Raw genomic sequence first — 21,970 nt, 5'->3', positions numbered from 1 at the left:
TGCGCAAATGAGCGGAGCAACCAAAGATACCGTAAAATGATAATGGGTAATGGGTAATGGGTAATGGATAATGGATAATGGATGAAACTTGTATAATAAAAGTAGACAGGTAAAATGGAGAATATATGGGACGTGTTTACAAGAATTATACGAAAGATTTAAAAGAGCAGGCATGTAAGCTGGTTGTTGAAAAAAACATACCCGTGCGCATTGTGGCAGAGAAATTGAGTGTACGAGTACAGCTTTTATACAAATGGTTAAACCAATATGAAAGCTATGGACAGGAAGCTTTTGTCGGTTCAGGACGAGTAAGAAGTGCAGATGCGCAACTGAAGAAACTGCAAAAGGAAAACGAGTACTTAAAACTGGAGAATGAAGTACTAAAAAAAGCAGCGGCATACTTTGCGGAAAAGTGAGCGAATGCGTCAAAATAGCAAAAAAATATTTTTCTCAAAGAAAAATAAGCACTGTATGCCGGATACTTGGCGTATCGCGTAGCAGCTACTATAGGCAAGCAAAGGAGCAGAAAGAAGAAGAAAAACAGCTTGAGCAGCGTATCATTTCTACATTTGCCAAACATAAGGGAAATTATGGGCGGATACGGATCAAAAAAGCGCTTGAGCGAGAGCATATCAAAGTGAGTGAATGGAAAATTGCTCGAATTATGAAAGAGAACGGGTTAATAGCGAAAGGAGGCAGAAAGAAAGGGCGAGGGAAAAGGAGCAAAATGGTGCAACAGGAAAAAATAATTAAACAAAATGTGATTAAGGACAAATTTGCTGTGAAGGAAGTAAATAAGCTTTGGAGTTCGGATATCAGTGAATTTAAGATAACAGGAGGCAAGGTGTATGTTTGTGGGATAATAGATGTTGCAAGCAGGGTGATTGTTGGTTGGTCAATCCAATTACATATGAGAGAAGTTATTGTACATCAAGCTCTGAAAATGGCTTGCGGCCGCCATGTGAATGTACCAGCTGAACGCTATATGCACACTGATGGCGGTAGCCAGTTTTGCTCAAAAAAGACAACGGAGCTGATTGAGAAAGCAGGCTTTATCAAAAGTATGTCAAGACCCGGAGTTCCGCAAGACAATCAGCCAATTGAAAGTTTCTGGAAGACCATGAAACGAGAGATGCCGAGTATTCGCCATATGAAATTTGAACAGGCGAAAGCAACGATAGTCGAATATATAGAGTTGTATTATAACAGTGAAAGACTTCATTCAAGTATTAATTATCGAATACCGAATGAAGCTTACCAACAATTATCAATTTAATGTGTCTACTAATACTTGACAAGTTTCATGAATTACACATTACCGATTATTTTACACCCTCCACGCGGCCGCGGTTTCTCGCATACCGACAAAGCGTGCATAGATACCGTCTTGCTGCACCAGTTCGGAATGGGTGCCGTGCTGGACGATACTGCCCTTATCCATGACGAATATTTGATCGGCATTTTTGATAGTTGAAAGCCGGTGTGCGATGATGATTGCTGTTTTGTTTTTCAGCAATTCATCGAGGGCGCTCATCAGCTTTTCTTCGTTTTCGGGATCGACACTGGAAGTTGCTTCGTCGAGGATGACAATGGAACTCGGCTTGAGCATTGCGCGTGCGATAGAAATACGCTGGCGCTCCCCGCCTGAAAGATTGCTGCCGCCTTCCTGCAGCACGGTATCGTAAGCGTTCGGCAGTTCCATAATAAAGTCGTGACATTGCGCTGCTTTTGCCGCTGCAATAACTTCTGCGTCACTTGCATCCGGTTTTCCGAATTTAATGTTGTTCTTTATTGTGTCTTCAAACAAGTACACATCTTGGAATACAAATGTAAAGTTCGATAAAAACGCATCGTACACAAAGCCTTTTATATTGGTATCGCCGAGTTTTATTTCTCCTGAATCGACATCCCAAAAGCGAGCAATCAGCTGGCACAAACTGGTCTTTCCCGAACCGGAATAACCGACCAGCGCAGTTGTACTATTTTTCGGAATACTCATATCCACATTGCGGAAAAGTTTTTCTTCTGACTGCTCCTTTCCGCCGTAGCCAAAGGTAACATTTTTGACGGTGATATCGTCATTTCCCTGCGGCAGGAGCGAACCTTCCGGTAAGGCTTGAATATTTTTAACCGTAAACAGCGTATCCAAATTCTGTACCGCAACACCGCGCATCCGCTGCATCGTACCGGCTATTTCAAACCCGCCGAATACCACAAAGCTCGCAACAATCAGCATCAGCGTTTTTTCCACATCGATCGTCCCAGCTGAATACCGATATAAGGCGCTCACAATAATTGCGGTTGTTCCCAGTTTTAGCAGGAGCGAAAAAACAAGCAATGAAGGCATCAGTGTTTTTTCTACCGCAAAAAAACCGGTTTTACTTTTTTTAATACTCTCCGTTACGTTTTTTATCGCTTCGCTTGTCCTACCGAATGCCTTTACCACACCGATCCCCTGCACATACTCCAAAACATCGGTATGCAGTTGCAGCTTCAGCTCCGTCAGTTTTGTCGTTACCGCATCGGTGTTCTTTTGGAACAGATTGTTGAATACAATCGCCACGACAAGGGTAATAAAGATGATACAGCCGGTCGTCATATCATACGGGAATACAAACAGCGCCATGATCACCGTTTGAATACCGCCTGCAAACATCATTTCGAGAATCATCATATTGATGGTTTCAACATCGGTAATCACCGTTGTCAACGCTCCCGAAATATCGCCGAGTTTACTTTCGGAAAAATATCCCATGTGTACGTTTTTCAGTTTATCTCCGATGACAAGCCTGTTCTCCGCCCCCATCGTATACGAGGCGATATTTTTATTGCGGTCGGAAATATAGCCGAAAATAATTTTTCCCGTAAGGCTGGTAACCATAATGCAGAACACGGTAATGATATTGCTCCGTGTAACCGGCTGTGATTGGAACATTGCACGGCTCAGCGTCAGTAAAAAATACCCCAGTCCGCCGAGCGTAAAGCCTTCGAATATGCTTTTGAGCATATCGCAAATAAACATCGTTGTTATACGCTTTGATTGCTTCCCCGCAATCGCGTAAATCTTCTTCAATAAATCAAACATAGTTTTACCATTCCTTTATAAAGCGTTTAAAACTTTAAAACACATAATCCGTACACCGAGAACGGTAGGGGCTTCTTATCCGAATACCGCTTTTCGGAGAATCGCATTTATCTGATTTTGATAGCCTGTTCCAAAACTTTCAAGCACCGCGAGAATATCACTATCGATGCCGATTTGTATTTGTTTCTTTTCTACAGCCGATGGAACGTAATGCTCCGGATGAGCCGGTTTGAATTGTCGCAACTGTTCATCTGTAAATTCAGGAATATCGTCATCATACACGATAGGCTGTCTTTTAATCGCTTCTATTCTTTCAGCCGTTAATTTTTTTGATGAAGTCATAATACACCTCCTGCAATTTTTTTTCTGCTTGCCGTGCAGATATGATACGAGTTCTTCCATCTCGTTCAGTATGATATACTACAATAATCAGCAAACCATGTAAGCTACCGACACTGTAAAAGCGATCTTCCTCAGATGAATGCTTTTCATCATAAAGTGTGATCAGATAGGGATCTAAAAAAACGTCTGTTATCTCATCAAAACCAAATCCGTGCTTTTTTATGTTATCACTGTTCTTTTGGCTATCCCATTCAAATAGATTATTTTCTGATATAATTGTATCACCCATTAGAACCTGCCAAAACCACTATATTCTTACTGCTCATTTACCATTCCTTTATAAAACGTTTTTGCAGCTTGGTGCATGAATAACCGCAATGTTCGTAAAACGCATGGGCTTCCGTGCGGTGCTCGCCGGAGTTGAGGCGGATAAAGCGGTAGTGCCGTGCAGCAGCTTCAGCTTCCAAGGCCTGCACTAATTGTTTGCCGATACCTTTATGCTGGTGTTCGGAACTGACTGCCAATTCTAAAATGTTGAACCCCGCTTCTTCAAACAGTAATTCATACGCTTCGGCATGAATAAAGCCGACCACAGTGTGCGTTTCATCATCTTCGTACACCCGTATAAAATGCTGACGGTCTTTTAAGAGTTTTGCAATTTGCCGTTCAGTTACCGCTTCTGTTGTTTTATAGCCGAGCGAAAATTCGCTTATATCCCGAATAGCCTTTGCATCTGTTAGCTGTATAGTCCGTATCATGTATTACTCCAATATAATTCTTAATTATCCCTGCTGCTGATATGGGACTGCCACATTTTTTGATAGAGTGGAGAGCGCTGTAACAGCTCGGTATGCGTTCCCTCAGCGGCGATTTTTCCTTTATCCAGTACGATGATTTTATCGGCATTGACAATCGTGGAAAGCCGGTGCGCAATCATAATAACGGTCTTATTTTTTACGAGGTTATCGATGGACTGCTGGATAATGGCTTCGTTTTCCGGGTCGGAGTAGGCGGTTGCCTCGTCGAGTACCACAATGGGACTGTCTTTTAGTAAGGCACGGGCAATGGTGAGCCGCTGCCGCTCGCCGCCTGAAAACTTGCTGCCTGCGTTTCCCGCATTGGTGTCATACCCGTCGGGCAGGCTTTTGATAAAGTCGTGAATACTGGCTTTTGTACAGGCGGCTTCGATTTCCGCATCGGTTGCATCCTCTTTTGCCATCTTGAGATTTTCCCGAATGGTCTTATTGAACAAAAAGTTTTCCTGCGACACGTAGGTAACCAGCTGCATATTCCGCTCTAAGCTCATGCTCCCGATATCAGCGCCGCCGATGGTGATGTGTCCGCTGTCGATATTCCAAAATCCTGCCAACAGTTTTGCGATGGTAGACTTACCGCTGCCGGAAGAACCGACAATCGCGGTCAGCTCGCCTTCTTTGGCGATAAAGTTCAATCCGTCAAATACCTTTGTGCTGTCTTTGGCAGCGGCACCGTTTACCGCGTTACCTGCCGCAGTATCCTGAGCAGCGGTACCGGCTGTTTCGCACAGCGCTCCGCCGTAGCCGAACACGACATTTTCAAAACGCACATCAAAGCCGTGCGGTGCTGGAGCAGTGTCTTGCCGTACCAGCTCCGGTAAATCGAGTACCGATTGAATCTCACCGAACACAACACGCACATTCGCCATCGTATCCATGTACGTCATTGCTTTGAGGAGCGGTTTATATGAAGCATAAGAAAGCAGCACGCACATGATCATCACCGGCGTGGTAATGCTGCCTGTCATAAACAGATACAAGCCGACCGGCAGTACGACAAGGAGCGTGGACGGCAGCACTTCCATCGCCGCAGTCATCGCAAAACACACGCTCAAATACCAGTCGAGCATTGAGTCCCGGTTATCCTCCACCGCTTTTTGGAATTTATCATACGACGATGCCGACTTGTTAAACGCCTTGATCACTTTTATCCCTTGAATATATTCGACCGCAGCGGCATTCATTTTTTTTGATGCTTCGATGTATCGTTTCGATTTTGCTTCATAGTCTTTCATCATCAGCATCGAAAAGAGCATGCCGAGCGGCAGTGTTACGAGATTTGCAAGTCCAATCTTCCAGTTCAGTATAAAAATGATAACGACAATAACGATCGGAATGATAACGTTGGCAAGCACTTCGGGAATAACGTGCGCAATCGGCTTTTCCATTTTATCTACTGTTTCTACCACAAACTGCGACCACTTGCCGCTGCTTTTTTCTTCTATCGTACCCATCGAAAGCCTGCTCAATTTTTCAACCACTCGCTTCCGTGTATCTTCAATAATGCTGAATGCCAGATTATGCGAACCAATGGTAGATATCGAATGTCCGATAATCGCTCCGGCAAAGCCTGCAAAAATAAGCCCTGCATACGGTAAGAAAATGCGGTAGTCCGTTGCGCCGTTTATCAGCTGTGTTACAATAGACGCAACTGCAAAGTAGGGCACAATGCTGCACGCAACACCGATAATTGCGACAACCACCGAAAAGATGATTGCGCCGATATGCTTTTTTAAAATATCCATATATTCTCCTCTCCCATAAAAAGTCAAGAAGAAAGTATCAACTTTCGATTGACTTTTTACGCACGTTCGCAACAAAGTGAGAACGTGCAGATGATATACAAGTTTGCGCTTGAGCAAACTTGAGTAAATAAAAGCCGTGCCACTTGTACGGCTTTTATTTTACACTCCATAAAAAATCTAACCCGAGTTTTTAAAAGATTCCTACTATCTCCTGATAGATCAAAATCACTGCCGTAGTTTTATTTCCCCCGCTCACCACCCATTACGGGAGCCCTAACACCGCTTTCCATCCCGCCTCAAAAAAAGCGGCGAGCGTATGAGCATATTTTAATGCGGTTTCTTTTGGATAATTGTGCAACACAAGTTCGGCAAGGGAAGCGTAATGCGCATGCACAAGGATATGCCATTCATCATCTTCTAAATTCCGAAAAGGAATACCCCGCCGCTTTAATTCGGCAAGGAACTTTTTGGTTTCCCGCATTTCGGCACGTACCACCATATCCTGAAAATCTGCGTATTTTGTACCGGCTGAACACATCAGCAAAAGCTGAAATATTTCAAAATGTGCATAGATATACTCGATCATGCTGCACAAGGTTTCTTCTTCATGTTTCCACAACTGTAAAAGATCATCGTTTTTTACTAATGCGAACTGCTCCGCTGCGGCATCGTTATACATTTGAGAAATAGTTTGAAACACCGGTTCTACTATGGCGCCGAAGAGCGCTTCCTTATCCGTAAAATGATTATAGAATGCACCGTTGGTTACATGAGCTTCCTTGCAAATTTCCCGAATGCTTGCCCGTTCAAAGCCGAACGCCAAAAACTGCTCTTTTGCACATTGCAGCAGATTTTCGTGTGTTTGCTGAAAATTCCCTGGTATACAATCACCCTCCAACAGAATCTATTGAACCGGTACAGGATATTATACCGATAGCTATCTTTTTAGCTATAATATTACAACGTAATATTACACTGTAATTCAGACTATAGCGCAATCAGAAGAAATATGCAAGATGATACAGTTCTTGGCTGAGGTTATGAGTAGCACACTCTCTTGTGTTATAAAACGGATGATGGTATAGTAGAGCAATACTAAGGAACTCCTTAGATTAGACATTCAGGCTCTCTCTATAGAGCCTTCAAAGAGTATGTGGAGATTAGCCGGATGGAAAAAATAGTAAAATTGTTGCACCGCAAAAGCTGTGTAGTGCTGACGGCGCTGTGTGTGCTGACTTTTAGTACTTGCCGCTTTCCATACACGGTAAAAAATGCCCGTTTTAAAAACGAATTTTTATGGGTGTATGCTGAAAAAGATTTCAACTTTAAAAACGCCGGCAAGGTGCAAGGAACTTTTACATTGCCTAAAAATATTAAACATAAGGGATTGTGTTTTGTTGCAATGTTTCCGGCAACTTTCCGTAATAATCAGTGGAGTGCTGTTGTAAGGATGCCTTACAAGCTTACTCTTACATGGGGCGGCGGCAGCTTAAAAAGAGAAGAGGTAGAAGCAAAAAGTGATTGGTTCGGACTTAATGTGTATTTCTCCGAGGAAGAGATAAGAAAACTGCCGGTACAACAAGCAATTACCTATACACTAGAATATGAAGCCGGTGGATATACGGAACTGCTGGATACCGCTAAGCTTGATAAGCGTACCGATCTGCAGGATCATCCTGAAAGCTATCAGGGCTTTTATGATGCGGTATTGGTCGTAGCCGAGCGCTCAACAAAAAAGACGCCATAAGCTTAAAGTTAAAAATGATATTTTTAGGGAATTCATATTTTTTTTGACGGGGTACTTGACACGTAATGCAAAGGGGATATAATGCAACTCAACTCAACTCAACTCAACTCAACTCAACTCAACTCAACTCAACTCAACTCAACTCAACTCAACTCAACTCAGACGGATTTTGATCGTTTTAGATCAATATGATGGAGAAAACAACGGTACTACGATGACTGCCCGCCGATTGGCAGAAGGGCTCCGAAACGTTGGATACGAAGTAAAGATTGTAAGTACGGGAAAAGAAGCGCCTGATAAATTCGTAGTTCCGCCGCTTACAATGCCGTCTTTTATGCGTAATATTATCAGTGCTCAGGGCATGATAATCGCAGGATCGGATAAAGAAACTCTCAGAAAAGCAATCAAATGGGCGAATTTAGTGCATTTTGTCATGCCCTTCTTCCTTTCTAATGCAGGAGTTAAAATTGCGCGGGAATTAGGTGTACCGCATACGGCGGCTTTTCATGTCCAGCCACAAAATATTACCTATTCAATCGGTATGGGAACCGCTAAACTTCCCAATGCCTTTCTATACAACTTGATGCGTGATCATTTTTTTAAGTACTTCAGACGTATTCACTGCCCAAGCCGTTTTATTGCTCATCAGCTTGAAGAACATGGATATACAGCGCAACGCTATGTCATTTCCAATGGTGTTGATCCTCACTTTCGATACATCAAAGCTGAAAAACCTACGGAATTACAAGACCGCTTAGTTATTCTAATGATCGGCAGGCTTTCAAAAGAAAAACGCCAAGACCTCCTCATGGAAGCAGCAAAGCTTTCCCGCTATGCAAACCGTATTCAGCTCATCTTTGCCGGAAAAGGTCCACTTAAAAAACAATATCAAAAACAAGGAACAGCGTTGCCGCACCAGCCTATCTTTACGTTTTGCACACAGGAAGAACTTATTACGATTATATCGTATGCCGATCTGTATGTGCATACTGCCGATGCCGAAATTGAAGCGATTGCCTGTATCGAAGCTTTTTCATGCGGCTTAGTACCCGTCATTGCAAACAGCGATCAATCAGCTACGCCTCAGTTTGCTCTTGATGACAGGAGTTTATTTGAGGCGGGTAATGCCCGTGCACTTGCGGAGAAAATCGATTATTGGTTTGACCATCCGGAAGAGCGCAAGGCACAGGAGATCCGCTATGCCGAATACGGTAAAGAGTTTAACCATGCGCGCTGTGTGGCGCAGATGGTACGTATGTTTGAAGAAGAAATGGCTGATCCTTTTTACGGCAGCCGGTAAAACTGCCGTAAGGTTGCCTGTGTTACTTAGTGGTACGAAAAATCGCTGTCGCCGATAAACTCCCGTAAAATGGATTGGCCGTGCACAAAGGACGGAGAAACTGAAAGGAAGTTGTTCAGGAAAATGAGCAGCCGAGATGCTTCGCTGTATGCCGGATCGGTGGGTTTTACCGCACGGAGCAGCGGTTCTGCATAAATTTTCAGTACCGAAAGTTCATAATCGAGTGCCGTATTAAAGATAACGTCGGCGGTATTTTGATACGGGAAGATATGTTTTGCCTCTCCCGCCCGCACATCCGACCACATACCGATAGTAATCGAAGCGGAACTTCCTCTAAACTGAGCGTCGCGCACGATACGCCGCAAGAGCCGGTTATCGGAAGTGGGTATCCGGTTGTGATCATCCAAGGTCAGCTGTGTTAATGCCGAAAGATATATCTTGAATTTAAGCGAAGCGTCTATCTGCGGGGTTAGGTTGTCGTTTAATCCGTGTATTCCTTCCAAGATGAGTATGGAGCGGCTGTTCAGGCGGAGTTTTTTTCCGGTGTAAAACCGTTCGCCTGTTTTAAAATTATAAGACGGCAGCTCAACTTCTTCACCCGCAAACAGTTTGAGCAACAGCTCATTCAAAAGCGGAACATCCAAAGATTCAAGACATTCAAAGTCGAGTTTTCCGTCCTTATCGCGCGGGGTCTTATCTCTGCCGACATAATAATCGTCAAGGCTGATAACATACGGTTCATATCCTACGACGCGCAGCTGCATCGAAAGCTTTTTTGCAGAGGTCGTTTTTCCTGAACTGGACGGTCCCGCAATCAGAATCACTTTGACGTTTCCTCTATTTCTAATCTGCTCGGCAATATGCGCCAGCTTATTATTCTGCAAGGTTTCCGTAATTTCAACAAAGTCTTTAGTTTTACGGTTTTCGATAATTTCATTTAATTGACCGACGGAAGAAACGCCGATCATCTTACCCCATGTCTTATACTCCTTGTATACGGTAAAAAGCTGCGGAATATCTTTAAATTGGGGCAGCGTGTCAGTGTCGGCGGTCGCAGGAAAGCGCAGTAAAAAACCGTCCTCGTACTTCATTAATCCGAATACTTTTAAATAGCCGACACGATCCATCAGCGGCTGGAAGTATAAGTCGTAATAATCGTCCAGTATATTGATCGTGATTTTCGGTTTACTGTTATAAGAAAGCAGTCGGTATGCATCGGGCTGATTGGTGTTTGCAAAAAGCTCCAGCGCTTCGGCATACGCGACGGATTGCGTTTGTATCGGCAAATCCGCATCGACCATTTCGTGCATTTTATCTTCGATGATTTTAAGATCGATATCGGAGGCATGAGCGCCTTCAAACGTATAATAGTAGGAATAGCCGAAGCTGTGCCCAACTAAGAGCCGTAAATCGGGATATACTTTTCGTGCGGCGGCGGCTAACAGAAAACACAGCGTGCGCCGGTAAATATTCGAACCTTCGTAGGTTCCTTTTAAGACAGGCTTTATCGTAGCGCGCACATCGATCATCTTGTTTAACGGAACCAGTTCGTTATTTACTTTCATACCGAATGCAACCGACTCCGGTTCTTTACAATATGCCAATGCGGCACGCGCAGAAATCGGTTCGACAAACTGTTTTTTTGAACCGTCCGGAAATGTAATCTCAAACCCTTTCATAAAAGCCTCCATTCTATCAGAAGAACCGCATCAGTTTCCTTTTAAAAATATGAGGGCATCTTCTGCGTTGCTGCGAACAAATTAATCCTCAACGTATCAAAGATACGCCTGCGGTTAATTTGCTCTTGCGCCTTGCATCTGCACCCCCTATTTTTAAAAGGCTGACGGAAAATCTCTTTTCAAAAATCACAGATTGCGCTTTATTCATCTGATGCGGTTCTTCTTGTCTCTAATAAACTGTACGAAATTTTATCTAAAATTTCGTACAGTTTATTTTTAGGAGAAGGATAAACGCATCAGACAAATAGATAAAAAACGCAGAATAATGAGGTTGTGAGACCATTTGAACCGCGAAGAGGTTCAACTCTGGTTGAACAACCCCTTGTTTCTACGGGGAATATTCAGAAGAATGTCTGGTACGATTGCCCTGACTTCCGCTTGACAGGATACTTTATTTTAAGTAAAGTTACAACTCTTACTAAGTAACTGGCAGGCATCTTAAAAAACTGAAGTTTCTAGAGGTTTCTTGGTGTATGCTGTATTTCAGCTACCGGTAATTCGCATAACGGGATGTAGCCTAGGGGCTAAGGCGTCTGGTTTGGGACCAGAAGATCGGGGGTTCAAATCCCTCCATCCCGATAGTTTATTCCTTGCTGTATATAGACTTATCAAACTGATAATTTTACGCTGTTACGCTTTGTCATGCTTCAGTGTTATTCTTTCATTAAAGCTCGTGTATTAAAAATAGTTGAATCGATTCTCCTTCTTCTAAAGAATAAGCAATTGAATAATTTGCAACACTGAATCAATGCTTTTTCAGTTATTCATTTTGTATAAAAAACTTGATTATCATGCGTCAATGACGTATAATAAAAGTATGGAACTGATAGAAACACCGGTATTTAAAAAGCAAATTGACCGTTTGTTGGATGATCTGACATACACACAATTTAAAGAATATTTGGTATGCAATCCATTAAAAGGGAAATTAATTAGAGGTGGCGGTGGAATAAGAAAAATACGATGGGGTAAAAAGAATACCGGAAAAAGCGGGGGTGTCCGGATTATTTATTTTATAAAAACGGATACACAAATATATTTGTTATTCGCTTATGCAAAAAATGAATCGGATAATCTTACGAAAAAACAGACGAATATGTTAGCAGCATTCGTTAAAGAGGTGTTATTATGATTGGACATAAAAAAATGAGCGATGAAATGTTTAGTGAACTTATACAAAGTATTAAAGAAGCTGCCTTAATTGAAAAAGGAGAAATGGAACCTGCGCGTGTCTCTGTTATTGATGCTTTAGATATTGCAGCAATACGTAATAAAACACATAAAACACAGGAAGAATTTGCAACGATGCTTAATATCAGTATTGGAACGCTGCGTAATTGGGAGCAAGGACGACGCAAGCCTGACGGTGCAGCATTATCACTGCTAAAAGTAGTATCCGCTGACCCGCAATATGTAGAAAAAGTGCTTCGTACATAAATTTTTTCTTAAAAGTTAATACCTTTTAGGAAAACCTTTTATAACCTGTAGAATTATAGAGAGCTTTTTATAAAAGAATGCACTCAATGGCAGCTAAAGTGCGTCCGCTTCGAGGTCAATCCCGCGCAGGGCGGTAATCCGTACTCGAACCAGACTGCCGGCAGTTATCGGCTGCCCTTCGCTGTCTTTTTGCGCTTTGGAAAAATTGACAACTACAGCCCCGTCTACTTCCGGCGCTTGGAACCATGCCCGACCGAGCGCAATGCAGCATTGTGTGTTTTCTTCTTCATTGTTTTGTTCTTGCGGGATAATCTCTTCGATAAGAACATCCGTTTCCAGTCCGCAAAAAGCAGCGAGTTTTTGTTCGGTAATCTTTAATTGCAGTTCGTTAAGGGCTGTCTTGCGCTGTTCGGCAATTTTTGCCGGCACCTGTTTTTTCATATCGGCAGCCTTGGTTCCCTCTTCCTGCGAATACGCGAATGCTCCCGACCATAGGCTCTGGGCTGCCTGCAAAAAGGCTGCCGTCCGTTCAAAATCAGCTTGAGTTTCTCCCGGAAAGCCTGTTAAAAAAGTAGTACGGATAACCGCCTCCCCGTAGGGGCTTTCCGCTGTGCGGAAAGCTGCGCGGATGGTTTCTATCAGCTTGAGATAGGTTTCGGCAGAACCGCAACGGTTCATCGCACGGATGATCGGATCGGAGCCGGACTGAAAGGGGATATCAAAGTAGGGGAGGAAGCGGGTGTCGGCAGTCATAATCGGCAAGATATCCGGCGGAAAATGATCGGGGTGGATGTAGAGCAGCCGGACGCTGAATGTTCCGTCAATACCGGAAATCGCGCGTAAAAGCTGTGCTAATCCCGAATGCCCTTGTTTCGTTTTGGGCGGCAATGCGGGCAAGTTATTGTTAAGCCGGCTGCTGAGCTTATCTCGAGGCGATGCGGCGTCATACACTGCCAGGTCTTGCCCGATGAGGTTGAATTCTTTATATCCTTGCTGCACAAACCCCCGTATTTCATTGACAATACTGTCAAGCGACCGGCTTCTCACTGAGCCACGTATCAGCGGTATCGCACAAAATGAACAGCAATTATCACAGCCTTCAGTAATTTTGATAAAGGCGGAACGGGGAAAGTTTAATAATTCGGGGCGCCGTCCGCAGCATACGCCTTTTTGCGCCGGTTTAAGAAATGGGCGGCTATGTTCAGTGTTTTGTACCGCGGAAAGATACTCGGCAGGAGCAGTGTCTGCAATAGTCTTTTTCTTACTGTCGGATACCATTGTCTGCCCTTCTGCCGACAAGGACTGTTCAGATTGGAGCTTGGGCTGTGCCGGAAACAGTTGGTCGATAAGTATGGGGAGCTGTGATAGGTCTCCGTTACCGAACAAAGCATCGGCTTCTTCAAATTCGGTCTTAAATATATCTCCGTACCGTTCCGCTAAACACCCTGCCAGCAAAATTTTTGCTTGAGGGTAGGCCATCCGGGCGGTGATAACCGCTTCAATTGATTCCTTCTTTGCGGGTTCGATAAAGCCACATGAATTGACAATGATGAGATCGGCCTTTTCAGGTTCGATAGTCTTTTGCCAGCCATTATCGGTCAAGATACCGATAAGCAGCTCACCGTCTACTTGATTTTTCGCACACCCATGCTGATCAAGAAAAAAACGCTTAGTCAACGTCCATTACCACAAATGCATAGCGCCCTGATTCATCATCCTTAATCCATTTTAAATCTTTAACGATGACTTCACCCGGGCGGCTGACTTCTATATCGATGGTTTTCCCGCCCGCAATAATCTGCATTTTAACGGCGTTTCCATTTGATGCCCAGATGCGGATTCCGTTATTTGCTTGAACCGTCAACTGTTCCGATTTTTGATAGTACCGCTCGTCACGGTTTGCTCTGTCCTGTTCATAACGGAAGAGGCAATAGCTTCGGAAAGTTGCGTTTAAGGTTACCGGATACGCAGAACCGGCATCGAACAGTACCTTGTATTTTGCCGTTTCGGGCTGAGCTACCTGATCGGAAATTTTTATTGCAGGTGCTTCCGGGGAAACCGGTTCCGAAAAACCTGTGGTAAGTATTTCTACCAATGCACCCTTCGATTCATCGGACGTATCGATATCCTCAACGGAAATTTTCACGTCGGCAGTAACGTCGCCGTTAAGGTCAAGAACAAGGCTTTGGCCTAATGCAATAATTTGTGTTCCGATATCCGTTGCGAGATACAGCTCGGGCGCTGTCTTTTCGACTTTTAGTTGATATTCTTTTCCGCCGAGCGGGAGCATAACGACATCACCTTTAAAGAGTCGCTTTTCAAATACTTCTTGTGAAAGGGTATAGGATGCATTCTCTTTCTTTTCGATGATTTCAGTTTGTCCGGTCGGTTGTACCGGTCTGTCTTTTATTGCCGTACCGATTTTTGAAATCAGTATTTTGGCGATAAAAAACAGCGCTATTAAAAAGACTAATATCCCTGCTCCGATAAATACACCGCGGGGAACGGTAAATTGTCTTTGAGGAATAAGTTTTTCAGGAGGTACAGCTGTTTCCTGTATTTTTGTCTGTTTATACAACGTAACGCATTCATTAGGATTTAAGCCTAAGTATTCCGCATAGTTCCGTAAAAAACCGATAACATACGGCTCTCCGGGAAATACCTCATACATACCGGTCTCAAGCGCTTCTAAATATCGGCGGGCGATATTCGTTTCCCGTGAAGCCTGTTCAAGCCCAATCTGTTTTTCATTGCGCGCCTTTTCTAATACATTGCCTATATCCTGCATCTATTCCTTCCTAGTTTTTCAGCCGTGCTATTTCAGCGGCTGAAAATAAACCTTCTCATATTCTGGTGGGATAATTGTTCCGTTATTCTTCAAATAAAAAATTGTTCAGCATATCCGCATTAGGCGGTATATCATATAAAAAGCGGGAATCAGGAATTCCCGTATTTAATCGATAAGCCGAAAAGTCAAAAGTGATCTTACTTCCGGAAATAGGCCATGCTTCGATCCGTCTAATCAGCTTTGTTTCAGGAGATACGAGCAGTCGGATATTTCTAAAAGTTTCCGAAGCCGAGCGTCTGTTAAGTGCAAGAACTACAACCTGTTCGGATGAACCTTCCGCTAACGGTTGGGGGGTGGCACCCGTTTCGTACGCAATGGTGTATGAGCGTTTCAACAACGATAGGCCTTGAGGCGTAGCAAGATTAGCGGTACCGGCGGAGGAATCTTTTTCGATTGTTTGGTTTAACACCATCCGATAGGAGGGAACATAGATGGTCAGTGTGTCGCCGGTGAAAAGAATGACCTGCTCGTTCGGTTTGGTAAAATCGATGCGTAGTCGATTAGGGCGCTTAAAGTATACGGTTGCTTCCATTGTTTGGACTTTTGAACCCGAGCCGGTTGAAACCGTGAGATTGGCAGTGTAATCGGAAAGCGCCGCGTATTGTTCGGACATTCCGGAAAAAAATACGCTCGCAGTCGTAATGGATTGACAAAATGCTGTTATATAAAAGCTGAATATAACGGTAGTAACAACTATTGTTTTTTTCATTCGATTAGTAAAGCAGAAATGAGCGATAAAGTCAATATTTGAGAAATTTCTCGCAAACCTTATTTACGGTATTATGAAATAAGTTATTTTATTATAATGATTTATTCGTTCTGATGGTTTAATTTCCTGATGCTCTGACAACATCGCATTCCGATATTTTTACCGGATATGCTGCACGAATCGCTGATGTCGTAGTGACTGAATGGATGTGCAATTCGGAGCTGTAGCATTGAAAAATTTGATGAAAAACGGTATTATCGAGCGCGAACAGTTGGATGGAATTTCGCCATATGTTCAGTACCGCTTCAGAGAGCAGGGAAAATCTGTTGTATCGATTTTATGCTCAATCTGCAAGTCGGAAATAAGGATTCTTTAACAATCAGGGTTTTTATCGGAAAGATACGAAGAGCTATATATAAAACGGCTTAATTTTAGGCGTGATGCTTAAAATTAAGCCATTATTGTACAAAGGCTTAATTCTAAACTCGCTGGGGATGGCGAAAAAGTAATCAACTTTTAGGACATTCCCGGTGTATTTTAAGGTAACCTGTTCCGACGCGGAAGTTTCCGAACAGGTTTACTGTAAAACGGAGAAAATATGATTTCGTACATTGCGAAACTGCTTAAATCACTCAATACGAATTCGCATCCGGGTGAAATCGCTCATGCCGTTGCAATTGGGGTGCTCCTCGGCTTTATGCCGAAAGACAACGCACTGTGGTACCTGCTGTTTGTGTTTTTTCTTTTTGTACGTATGAACAAAGGCGCCTTTCTGCTTACGGTACTCATTGCAAGTTTGCTTGCTCGGTTTTTTGATCCGCTGTTCGACTCGATAGGCTACGGTGTATTGACTTTCTCACCTTTAAAGCCGGTCTATGCCGCTTTGCTCGACATTCCCTTTGTCGCCTTTACAAAATTCAACAACACGATAGTCGCCGGCTCTCTTGTGTTTAGCCTTATACTGTATATTCCGGTATATATTGTGGTAAGAATTTTCATTAAATCTTGGCGCACGCATCTCGCACCGGCGCTTGCGCGGAGCAAGTTTATGCAAGCCTTTTATCACGTGCCCTTTGTCGCGAAAATTATCAGCTTTTTTACTGAGGTATAAATATGAAAGAAGAGCAAAAGAAGATACCCTTCAAAAAACTTCCGTGGATGTATAAAAAGACATATACGGAAAAGTCGCTCGAAAAAAAACTGCTTAAAAAACTCTATATACCGGCCGACCGCGAATTTGTTGCGGCACAGTTTTCTGCCGATGGAGAGGATCCGGCTAAATTGCGGATTCACCGTATCGAATACGACGCAAAAGATTTTAAGCGCTTAAAGATTTTAAGCAAACAGATAAAGCGGCAAAAAGGACGCATAAACCTCGTGCCGCTTGCTGCCGTTGCAGCTGTTGTTGTCGGGGTTGTGCTTGCCGTTCTTATGTTTAAAGATCCGCTTGCAAAACGTGCTTTAACGGCAGGTCTGCAAAAAATCACGGGTGCCAAAGTCGATATCGCTTCGGTTCACGTCGGTATCTTGGATGCGTCGGTTACCGTGCGCGGTCTTGCTGCTGCCGATAAAAATGCACCGATGAAAAACGTTTTTGAAGCACAAAAAATTCAGCTTGATTTTAATTTAACGCAGCTTTTAAAAAAGCGCTTTGTGTGCCAAAACCTTGAAGTTTCCGGCATGGCATTCGGAACCGATCGAAAAACATCGGGCGAGCTTCCGGCATCCGTAAAAAAGGGAAACGATAAAGATGTCGGCGATAGTAAAATAGCGTTGCTTATAAAAGAGCGGCAAAAAGATGCGCTTGAACAAAGTAAAAAAATCGTTTCGTCGATGTTTGAAAGTTTGAATCCGCAAAAGTTTTTGGACAACGCGCTTAAACAGCTGCAAACGCCCGCTGCAGTGCAAAAAGCACAGGACATGGTCGCTCAAATTGTAGCGGTGTGGGAAAAGCGTCCGGCAGAACTGGAGGCCGCCGTAAACGATTTTAGAAAAAGCTCGGAAAAAGTCATCGGGCGCGATTATCAGGCAATTAAAGACATTGCCGAATTGAAGGCGGTATTGCAAGAACTTAATGCTGCGATAAAAGACAGCCAAAAGCTTGTAGCTTTGACCGATTCAGTGGTTAAAGATTTGCAAAAAGACGGTAAGGCCGTGCAGCTTGCGGCAAAGGAAGCTTTCAAGGCGGTAAGAAAAGATACCGATTTTGTTAACGGAGAAATCAATAAAATCCGCTCGTTTACGGTTGCCGACGGAAAAAACATTTTTGCACAAACTATAAAAGCCGCTGCATACAACGTCCTCGGAAAATATTATCCGTATGCGGAAAAAGCGTTTAATGCTGCGCTCAATTTCAACAAGGGATCAAAAAAGGCGGCAAAAAAACAAAAGACCCGTCAAGAAGTCCGGCGGCTTCCGGGCAGAACAATCCAATACCGCGCCGACATATACCCGTCATTTTTAATTCAGCAAATGCTTGCAAACGGAACGGGTTTTGAAGGCCGCATAAATGATATTTCAAACGATCCTGACCGCTGGGGAAAGCCTGTATCGTTCAGCGCCCATTTTGACGAAAGTGCTTTTTTCGAAAGCAAGCGCACGCACAGCGGAGAGGGACTCATAAATGTCGGAGAGAAACTCAATTATCCCTTATTGAAATTGCAATATACCGGAAGCGGTTATAACGCTGCGTTTAATCCCTCTTCAGCTTTGCAGGCGCTCGGCGCTTCCGTGCTTGACATTGCCGGCGTTCCGTCTTTTGAGGGCAGGGCGAAAATACAGGCGGGTATACAGGCTGAGCGCGACGGGCATGTCGGTATCGACGCGGATTTTAGCTTTGACGAAGTGCGCCTTACGGCTGATTCGTTTGAACCCGATTTTATTTCGCGCATTTACAATGAATCACTTGCAGCGGTTAAAAATATGCGGTTTAAAATCAAGGCGGAGTTTTCCCAGTCTGATTTGAATATGGACATTGCAACCGATGCGGACAAGGTTTTTCTTGCGGCGCTGCAAACAGGAATCAACAAAGAACTTTCAGCCATAAAGCAAAAGGCGCTTAAAGAAGCTCAAGCCGAATTAGAAAAATACACCGGTCCTTTAAACGAAAAGCTGGGCGACTTCGGCAGTATTGAAAAACTTGTTATGAATCAAAAACAAGCTGCCGATATGCTGCAAAAAAAACTGGAAGAAAGCAAAGTCGAAGTTATGAAACGCATCGAGCAGACAGGAATGGATACGCTTAGAGATGCGGCCGGCAGTACGCTAAAAGGCTTATTCGGCCGGTAAAATGATAAGGGAAAAACTCTAAAAAGTTTATAGAGGTTGTCTTTAAATTTCATAATTATACTACTGGGAACTTCTAAAAACTTCAGGTTTTAGAGGTTTTCTTTAGAGGTGCCCAACTATACATAAGGAGTACATCTTGGCTACAGAAAAAACAATAGACCAAAAGGCTCTCTTGGAAGAATTTGAACGGGAAAGCAGAACTCGAAACTTTGTTAACCCGATTTTTACAAAGATTCTCAAATGGACTGCGCTGCTGGTTACCTTTTACCATTTGGCGTATGCTTCCGGCTATATCCGTCCGGAAACGTTGCGCCATCGTTCCATTCACGTCGGCATGATTTTGCTGATGACGTTTGCAATCTATCCTGCATTTAAAAGATCGAGTAGAAAAGTTATTGCATGGTATGATTACATACTGATGATTTTGTCCGTTATCATTCCCGTCTACATGTGGGTGAATTATCAAGCGATTATCGACAGGGTAGGGGACGCAAACCTGACGGACGTTATCATGGGTACCATATTGGTTGCATTGGTAATAGAGGCTGCGCGGCGGATTACGGGTTGGGCATTACCGGTCATCGGGATCATCTTTATGATTTATGCGCTGATGGGTGCCCGCCAAGGACTTATCCCGATAAACGTGCCGGGTCTGTTTTTGCATAGAGGGTTTAAATGGCCGAAATTGATCGGGCACCTCTTTTCCAATACGGAAGGTATTTACGGTACGTCGGTCAACGTTTCTTCAACGTACATTTTCTTATTCATCGTATTCGGCGAAATTATGAATAAATGCGGAATGGGAAAATTCTTTAACGATATTGCCATCGGTTTGGCAGGGCATACGAAAGGCGGTCCTGCAAAGGTAGCCGTTATTGCGGCGGGCTTGCTCGGAAGTATCAACGGGTCTGCGATTGCGAATGTCGTTACCACCGGTTCGTTTACAATCCCGCTTATGAAGAAAATCGGGTACAGTAAAGAATTCTCCGGTGCGGTTTCGTCAACCGCTTCCGTAGGTGGTCAGCTCTTACCGCCGATTATGGGCGCCGCCGCATTTATTATGGCGGAAACACTCGGTATTAAGTACAAGGAGATTGTCGTTGCGGCGGCTATCCCTGCGCTGATTTACTATTTGGGTATTATCTTCCAGATTCAACTGCGTGCGTCGAAGGACAAACTTGACGGTATGCCGAAAGATCAGCTGCCCAAGGTGAAAGAAACGCTGAAGATGTACTGGCACCTGACCATCCCGATTTTATTCTTGGTGTATATGCTGTTCTTCAGCGGTTATACCGTTATCAAAGGCGCTTTTTTAACCATCCTTTTAACAATCATTATTGCGCAGCTGAAAAAAGAAACTCGCATGAGCTTGAAAGATATAGAGGCTGCTTTTGTCGCTTCCGCAAAATCGACGGTATCGGTTGCGATTGCCTGTGCTTGTGTCGGTATCGTTATCGGTGTGTCGAGTTTAACCGGCTTTACTATCAATATGGCAAGTGCGATTATCTCGCTCGGCGGAAAGAGCTTGTTGTTGACGCTCGTCTTTACGATGGTTACCTGTATGCTGCTTGGTATGGGCTTACCGAGTATTCCTGCGTACATTATTACCGTAACGATTGCGGCTCCTGCGCTGATAGAGCTCGGCATTGCGCCGTTGGCTGCTCACCTGTTCTGCTTCTACTTTGCGATGTTTGCCAATATTACGCCGCCGGTTGCACTTGCCTCATTTGCAGCGGCAGGTATATCGGGCGGTAATCCGATGAAGACGGGGATTGTGTCCATTAAGCTTGCGCTCGCCGGTTTTATCATTCCATATATGTTCGTCTACAATAATCAACTGTTATTGATGAATACGAATATTTTGCAAGGTATTCAGGTTGCGCTTACCGCATGCGTCGGCGTCTTTTTAATCAGCGCCGCCGTAGAAGGGTATTTCCATACAAAGGTGAATATTTTCATGCGGCTTTTGATGCTTGCAGGAGCGTTCTTGCTCATCGACAGCGCCTTATTAACCGACCTTGCCGGTGTCGGCATCTTTGTTGCGTCTATCTTTATCCAGCGCATACTCGCGCGGAGAGAGGCACGACACGCAGCCGCCTAAGGATAGAGTATTTTACGTTAATTGTCGTCTGGAAGTTCTTGTTATTTTGTGTGATATAAAACTGTATGGAGGAAAAAATTGGAATTAATTCCAAACCGATCATTGAGCAGTTTGTACGTATTTTTGGATTGTGCTTTTTTAGTATTACTCGCATTTTATTTTCTAAAGAGTAAGCGATATATTCCTCTTCTGGTTGGAATACTCGGGGGCTTACTCTATTTTGTAGTAGATTACGGCGGATTTTATTGGTTGCTTGAAACACGAAAAGTGGTTGGTGCAAACCCTTTTTGGTTTTTGCTGTGGCTCAGTATGAGTTATGGGTTTACAAATATGGCGTGGATGTGGCTGTGGTTTGCCGAACCGAAAAATCGTTTGGAGTTTTCGCTTTTGATTATTGTGTGGTGGTTTTCTGCGGCGGTTATCAGTAACGGGGCTGGGGCGGCATTCCCGATAATTACAATTCAGCGTGGAACTGGCGGATATCATTGGATTATGGCGGTGTTTTTATTTGTCGGTTATGCGTGGTTGCTCATGAAAAATTTATCTGCTACGCGCGACGATGAGCGAGTACCTCTTTGGAGCATTATATCAATCGGGCTTTTGGTGCAGTTCGCATGGGAATTTATTTTATTTATAACGGGTATCCGTAATGCGGGGCTTCGTACTTTGGTTGTTAATTCGCTGATGGAAACCAATTTGGGTGCGCCATATATGTATTTGATTTACACAACAGTTTCAAAACGGATGCGGAAATAAATGTGTGTTGCGCTGCAGCAGAGGTAAAAGTAACATTCGCGGGTTCGATAGTACCTAC

21 protein-coding genes and 1 tRNA gene are annotated in these 21,970 nt (G+C 43.7%); 12 read left to right on the top strand and 10 right to left on the bottom strand.

Features of this window, described 5'->3' with window-relative positions; genetic code table 11:
• Nucleotides 1–125: 125 nt before the first annotated feature.
• Together ABH09_RS08035 and ABH09_RS08030 are read left to right on the top strand one after the other, a co-directional pair.
• The gene (locus ABH09_RS08035; RefSeq protein ID WP_162663442.1) at nt 126–416 is read left to right on the top strand and encodes a transposase; all 291 of its coding nucleotides are present in this window, start codon (nt 126–128) and stop codon (nt 414–416) included.
• On the top strand, nt 413–1,276 hold the full coding sequence (locus tag ABH09_RS08030) for an IS3 family transposase (protein WP_253714005.1): 864 nt from the start codon (nt 413–415) through the stop codon (nt 1,274–1,276). Before ABH09_RS08035 ends, ABH09_RS08030 begins: the two co-directional genes overlap by 4 nt.
• 51 nt (nt 1,277–1,327) lie before the next feature.
• Here the strand turns inward: ABH09_RS08030 and ABH09_RS08025 are convergent, their stop codons facing one another.
• From ABH09_RS08025 to ABH09_RS08000, 6 genes are all read right to left on the bottom strand, one after another.
• Nucleotides 1,328–3,085 carry an ABC transporter ATP-binding protein gene (locus ABH09_RS08025; RefSeq protein WP_253714004.1) on the bottom strand — a complete coding sequence of 586 codons (1,758 nt, stop codon included), beginning with the start codon at nt 3,083–3,085 and terminating at the stop codon, nt 1,328–1,330.
• 75 nt (nt 3,086–3,160) lie between these two features.
• Nucleotides 3,161–3,427, bottom strand: coding sequence for a BrnA antitoxin family protein (locus ABH09_RS08020; protein ID WP_162663810.1), 267 nt, complete (start codon nt 3,425–3,427; stop codon nt 3,161–3,163).
• Nucleotides 3,399–3,716 (bottom strand): BrnT family toxin, encoded by a 318-nt coding sequence (locus tag ABH09_RS08015; RefSeq protein WP_162663809.1) that lies wholly within the window; start codon nt 3,714–3,716, stop codon nt 3,399–3,401. The genes ABH09_RS08020 and ABH09_RS08015 overlap by 29 nt, the downstream gene beginning before the upstream one ends.
• 37 nt (nt 3,717–3,753) lie before the next feature.
• Nucleotides 3,754–4,185, bottom strand: a complete 432-nt coding sequence (locus ABH09_RS08010) for a GNAT family N-acetyltransferase (protein ID WP_253714003.1) — start codon at nt 4,183–4,185, stop codon at nt 3,754–3,756.
• Nucleotides 4,186–4,205: 20 nt separating this feature from the next.
• Nucleotides 4,206–5,987, bottom strand: a complete 1,782-nt coding sequence (locus ABH09_RS08005; RefSeq protein ID WP_253714002.1) for an ABC transporter ATP-binding protein — start codon at nt 5,985–5,987, stop codon at nt 4,206–4,208.
• A gap of 262 nt (nt 5,988–6,249) precedes the next feature.
• Nucleotides 6,250–6,885, bottom strand: a complete 636-nt coding sequence (locus ABH09_RS08000; RefSeq protein WP_315443192.1) for a TetR/AcrR family transcriptional regulator — start codon at nt 6,883–6,885, stop codon at nt 6,250–6,252.
• 270 nt (nt 6,886–7,155) lie between these two features.
• Between ABH09_RS08000 and ABH09_RS07995 the strand changes: the two genes are divergently transcribed.
• Together ABH09_RS07995 and ABH09_RS07990 are read left to right on the top strand one after the other, a co-directional pair.
• Nucleotides 7,156–7,734: a hypothetical protein gene (locus ABH09_RS07995; RefSeq protein WP_253714000.1), complete on the top strand. Its 579-nt coding sequence runs from the start codon at nt 7,156–7,158 to the stop codon at nt 7,732–7,734.
• A 169-nt stretch (nt 7,735–7,903) separates the two neighbouring features.
• Nucleotides 7,904–9,034, top strand: coding sequence for a glycosyltransferase (locus tag ABH09_RS07990; RefSeq protein WP_253713999.1), 1,131 nt, complete (start codon nt 7,904–7,906; stop codon nt 9,032–9,034).
• Between the two features lie 26 nt (nt 9,035–9,060).
• On the opposite strand, the gene ABH09_RS07985 is transcribed toward ABH09_RS07990, so the two are convergent.
• Nucleotides 9,061–10,713, bottom strand: coding sequence for a nucleoside kinase (locus ABH09_RS07985; protein ID WP_253713998.1), 1,653 nt, complete (start codon nt 10,711–10,713; stop codon nt 9,061–9,063).
• Nucleotides 10,714–11,279: 566 nt separating this feature from the next.
• On the opposite strand from ABH09_RS07985, the gene ABH09_RS07980 reads away from it, so the two are divergent.
• From ABH09_RS07980 to nadS, 3 genes are all read left to right on the top strand, one after another.
• Nucleotides 11,280–11,352, top strand: a tRNA-Pro gene (locus ABH09_RS07980).
• 238 nt (nt 11,353–11,590) lie between these two features.
• Nucleotides 11,591–11,905 (top strand): type II toxin-antitoxin system RelE/ParE family toxin, encoded by a 315-nt coding sequence (locus ABH09_RS07975; RefSeq protein WP_162664818.1) that lies wholly within the window; start codon nt 11,591–11,593, stop codon nt 11,903–11,905.
• Nucleotides 11,902–12,210: a NadS family protein gene (gene nadS, locus ABH09_RS07970; RefSeq protein ID WP_253713997.1), complete on the top strand. Its 309-nt coding sequence runs from the start codon at nt 11,902–11,904 to the stop codon at nt 12,208–12,210. Before ABH09_RS07975 ends, nadS begins: the two co-directional genes overlap by 4 nt.
• A 93-nt stretch (nt 12,211–12,303) precedes the next feature.
• On the opposite strand, the gene ABH09_RS07965 is transcribed toward nadS, so the two are convergent.
• The 3 genes from ABH09_RS07965 to ABH09_RS07955 form a co-directional block, all read right to left on the bottom strand.
• A complete protein-coding gene (locus ABH09_RS07965; protein WP_253713996.1) occupies nt 12,304–13,887 on the bottom strand; it encodes a MiaB/RimO family radical SAM methylthiotransferase in 1,584 nt (527 codons plus the stop codon).
• Nucleotides 13,880–14,998: a helix-turn-helix domain-containing protein gene (locus tag ABH09_RS07960; protein ID WP_253713995.1), complete on the bottom strand. Its 1,119-nt coding sequence runs from the start codon at nt 14,996–14,998 to the stop codon at nt 13,880–13,882. Before ABH09_RS07960 ends, ABH09_RS07965 begins: the two co-directional genes overlap by 8 nt.
• A gap of 82 nt (nt 14,999–15,080) precedes the next feature.
• Nucleotides 15,081–15,767 (bottom strand): LolA family protein, encoded by a 687-nt coding sequence (locus ABH09_RS07955; RefSeq protein ID WP_253713994.1) that lies wholly within the window; start codon nt 15,765–15,767, stop codon nt 15,081–15,083.
• A gap of 202 nt (nt 15,768–15,969) precedes the next feature.
• On the opposite strand from ABH09_RS07955, the gene ABH09_RS13030 reads away from it, so the two are divergent.
• From ABH09_RS13030 to ABH09_RS07935, 5 genes are all read left to right on the top strand, one after another.
• Nucleotides 15,970–16,143 (top strand): winged helix-turn-helix transcriptional regulator, encoded by a 174-nt coding sequence (locus tag ABH09_RS13030; RefSeq protein WP_371922103.1) that lies wholly within the window; start codon nt 15,970–15,972, stop codon nt 16,141–16,143.
• A 222-nt stretch (nt 16,144–16,365) separates the two neighbouring features.
• Nucleotides 16,366–16,878 (top strand): TIGR03546 family protein, encoded by a 513-nt coding sequence (locus tag ABH09_RS07950; RefSeq protein ID WP_253713993.1) that lies wholly within the window; start codon nt 16,366–16,368, stop codon nt 16,876–16,878.
• 2 nt (nt 16,879–16,880) lie between these two features.
• Entirely contained in the window at nt 16,881–19,055 is a 2,175-nt protein-coding gene (locus ABH09_RS07945; RefSeq protein ID WP_253713992.1) for a TIGR03545 family protein, read from the top strand.
• A 136-nt stretch (nt 19,056–19,191) separates the two neighbouring features.
• On the top strand, nt 19,192–21,156 hold the full coding sequence (locus ABH09_RS07940) for a TRAP transporter permease (RefSeq protein WP_253713991.1): 1,965 nt from the start codon (nt 19,192–19,194) through the stop codon (nt 21,154–21,156).
• Nucleotides 21,157–21,234: 78 nt separating this feature from the next.
• Nucleotides 21,235–21,912 carry a hypothetical protein gene (locus tag ABH09_RS07935; protein ID WP_253713990.1) on the top strand — a complete coding sequence of 226 codons (678 nt, stop codon included), beginning with the start codon at nt 21,235–21,237 and terminating at the stop codon, nt 21,910–21,912.
• Nucleotides 21,913–21,970 lie beyond the last annotated feature (58 nt).

Origin of the sequence: Treponema sp. OMZ 803 (assembly GCF_024181165.1) — a bacterium.
In the GTDB taxonomy this organism is placed as follows: Bacteria; Spirochaetota; Spirochaetia; order Treponematales; family Treponemataceae; genus Treponema.
The sequence above is the reverse complement of the archived record's forward strand: the minus strand, read 5'-3'. Positions and strand labels throughout refer to the sequence as shown.

Coding starts and splice junctions, on each gene's coding strand:
- ABH09_RS07955 (WP_253713994.1), bottom strand. CDS start 15,767: ATGAAAAAAACAATAGTTGTTACTACCGTTATATTCAGCTTTTATATA.
- ABH09_RS08025 (WP_253714004.1), bottom strand. CDS start 3,085: ATGTTTGATTTATTGAAGAAGATTTACGCGATTGCGGGGAAGCAATCA.
- ABH09_RS13030 (WP_371922103.1), top strand. CDS start 15,970: ATGGATGTGCAATTCGGAGCTGTAGCATTGAAAAATTTGATGAAAAAC.
- ABH09_RS07950 (WP_253713993.1), top strand. CDS start 16,366: ATGATTTCGTACATTGCGAAACTGCTTAAATCACTCAATACGAATTCG.
- ABH09_RS07945 (WP_253713992.1), top strand. CDS start 16,881: ATGAAAGAAGAGCAAAAGAAGATACCCTTCAAAAAACTTCCGTGGATG.
- nadS (WP_253713997.1), top strand. CDS start 11,902: ATGATTGGACATAAAAAAATGAGCGATGAAATGTTTAGTGAACTTATA.
- ABH09_RS07960 (WP_253713995.1), bottom strand. CDS start 14,998: ATGCAGGATATAGGCAATGTATTAGAAAAGGCGCGCAATGAAAAACAG.
- ABH09_RS07975 (WP_162664818.1), top strand. CDS start 11,591: ATGGAACTGATAGAAACACCGGTATTTAAAAAGCAAATTGACCGTTTG.
- ABH09_RS08015 (WP_162663809.1), bottom strand. CDS start 3,716: ATGGGTGATACAATTATATCAGAAAATAATCTATTTGAATGGGATAGC.
- ABH09_RS08005 (WP_253714002.1), bottom strand. CDS start 5,987: ATGGATATTTTAAAAAAGCATATCGGCGCAATCATCTTTTCGGTGGTT.
- ABH09_RS08035 (WP_162663442.1), top strand. CDS start 126: ATGGGACGTGTTTACAAGAATTATACGAAAGATTTAAAAGAGCAGGCA.
- ABH09_RS07985 (WP_253713998.1), bottom strand. CDS start 10,713: ATGAAAGGGTTTGAGATTACATTTCCGGACGGTTCAAAAAAACAGTTT.
- ABH09_RS08010 (WP_253714003.1), bottom strand. CDS start 4,185: ATGATACGGACTATACAGCTAACAGATGCAAAGGCTATTCGGGATATA.
- ABH09_RS08020 (WP_162663810.1), bottom strand. CDS start 3,427: ATGACTTCATCAAAAAAATTAACGGCTGAAAGAATAGAAGCGATTAAA.
- ABH09_RS07995 (WP_253714000.1), top strand. CDS start 7,156: ATGGAAAAAATAGTAAAATTGTTGCACCGCAAAAGCTGTGTAGTGCTG.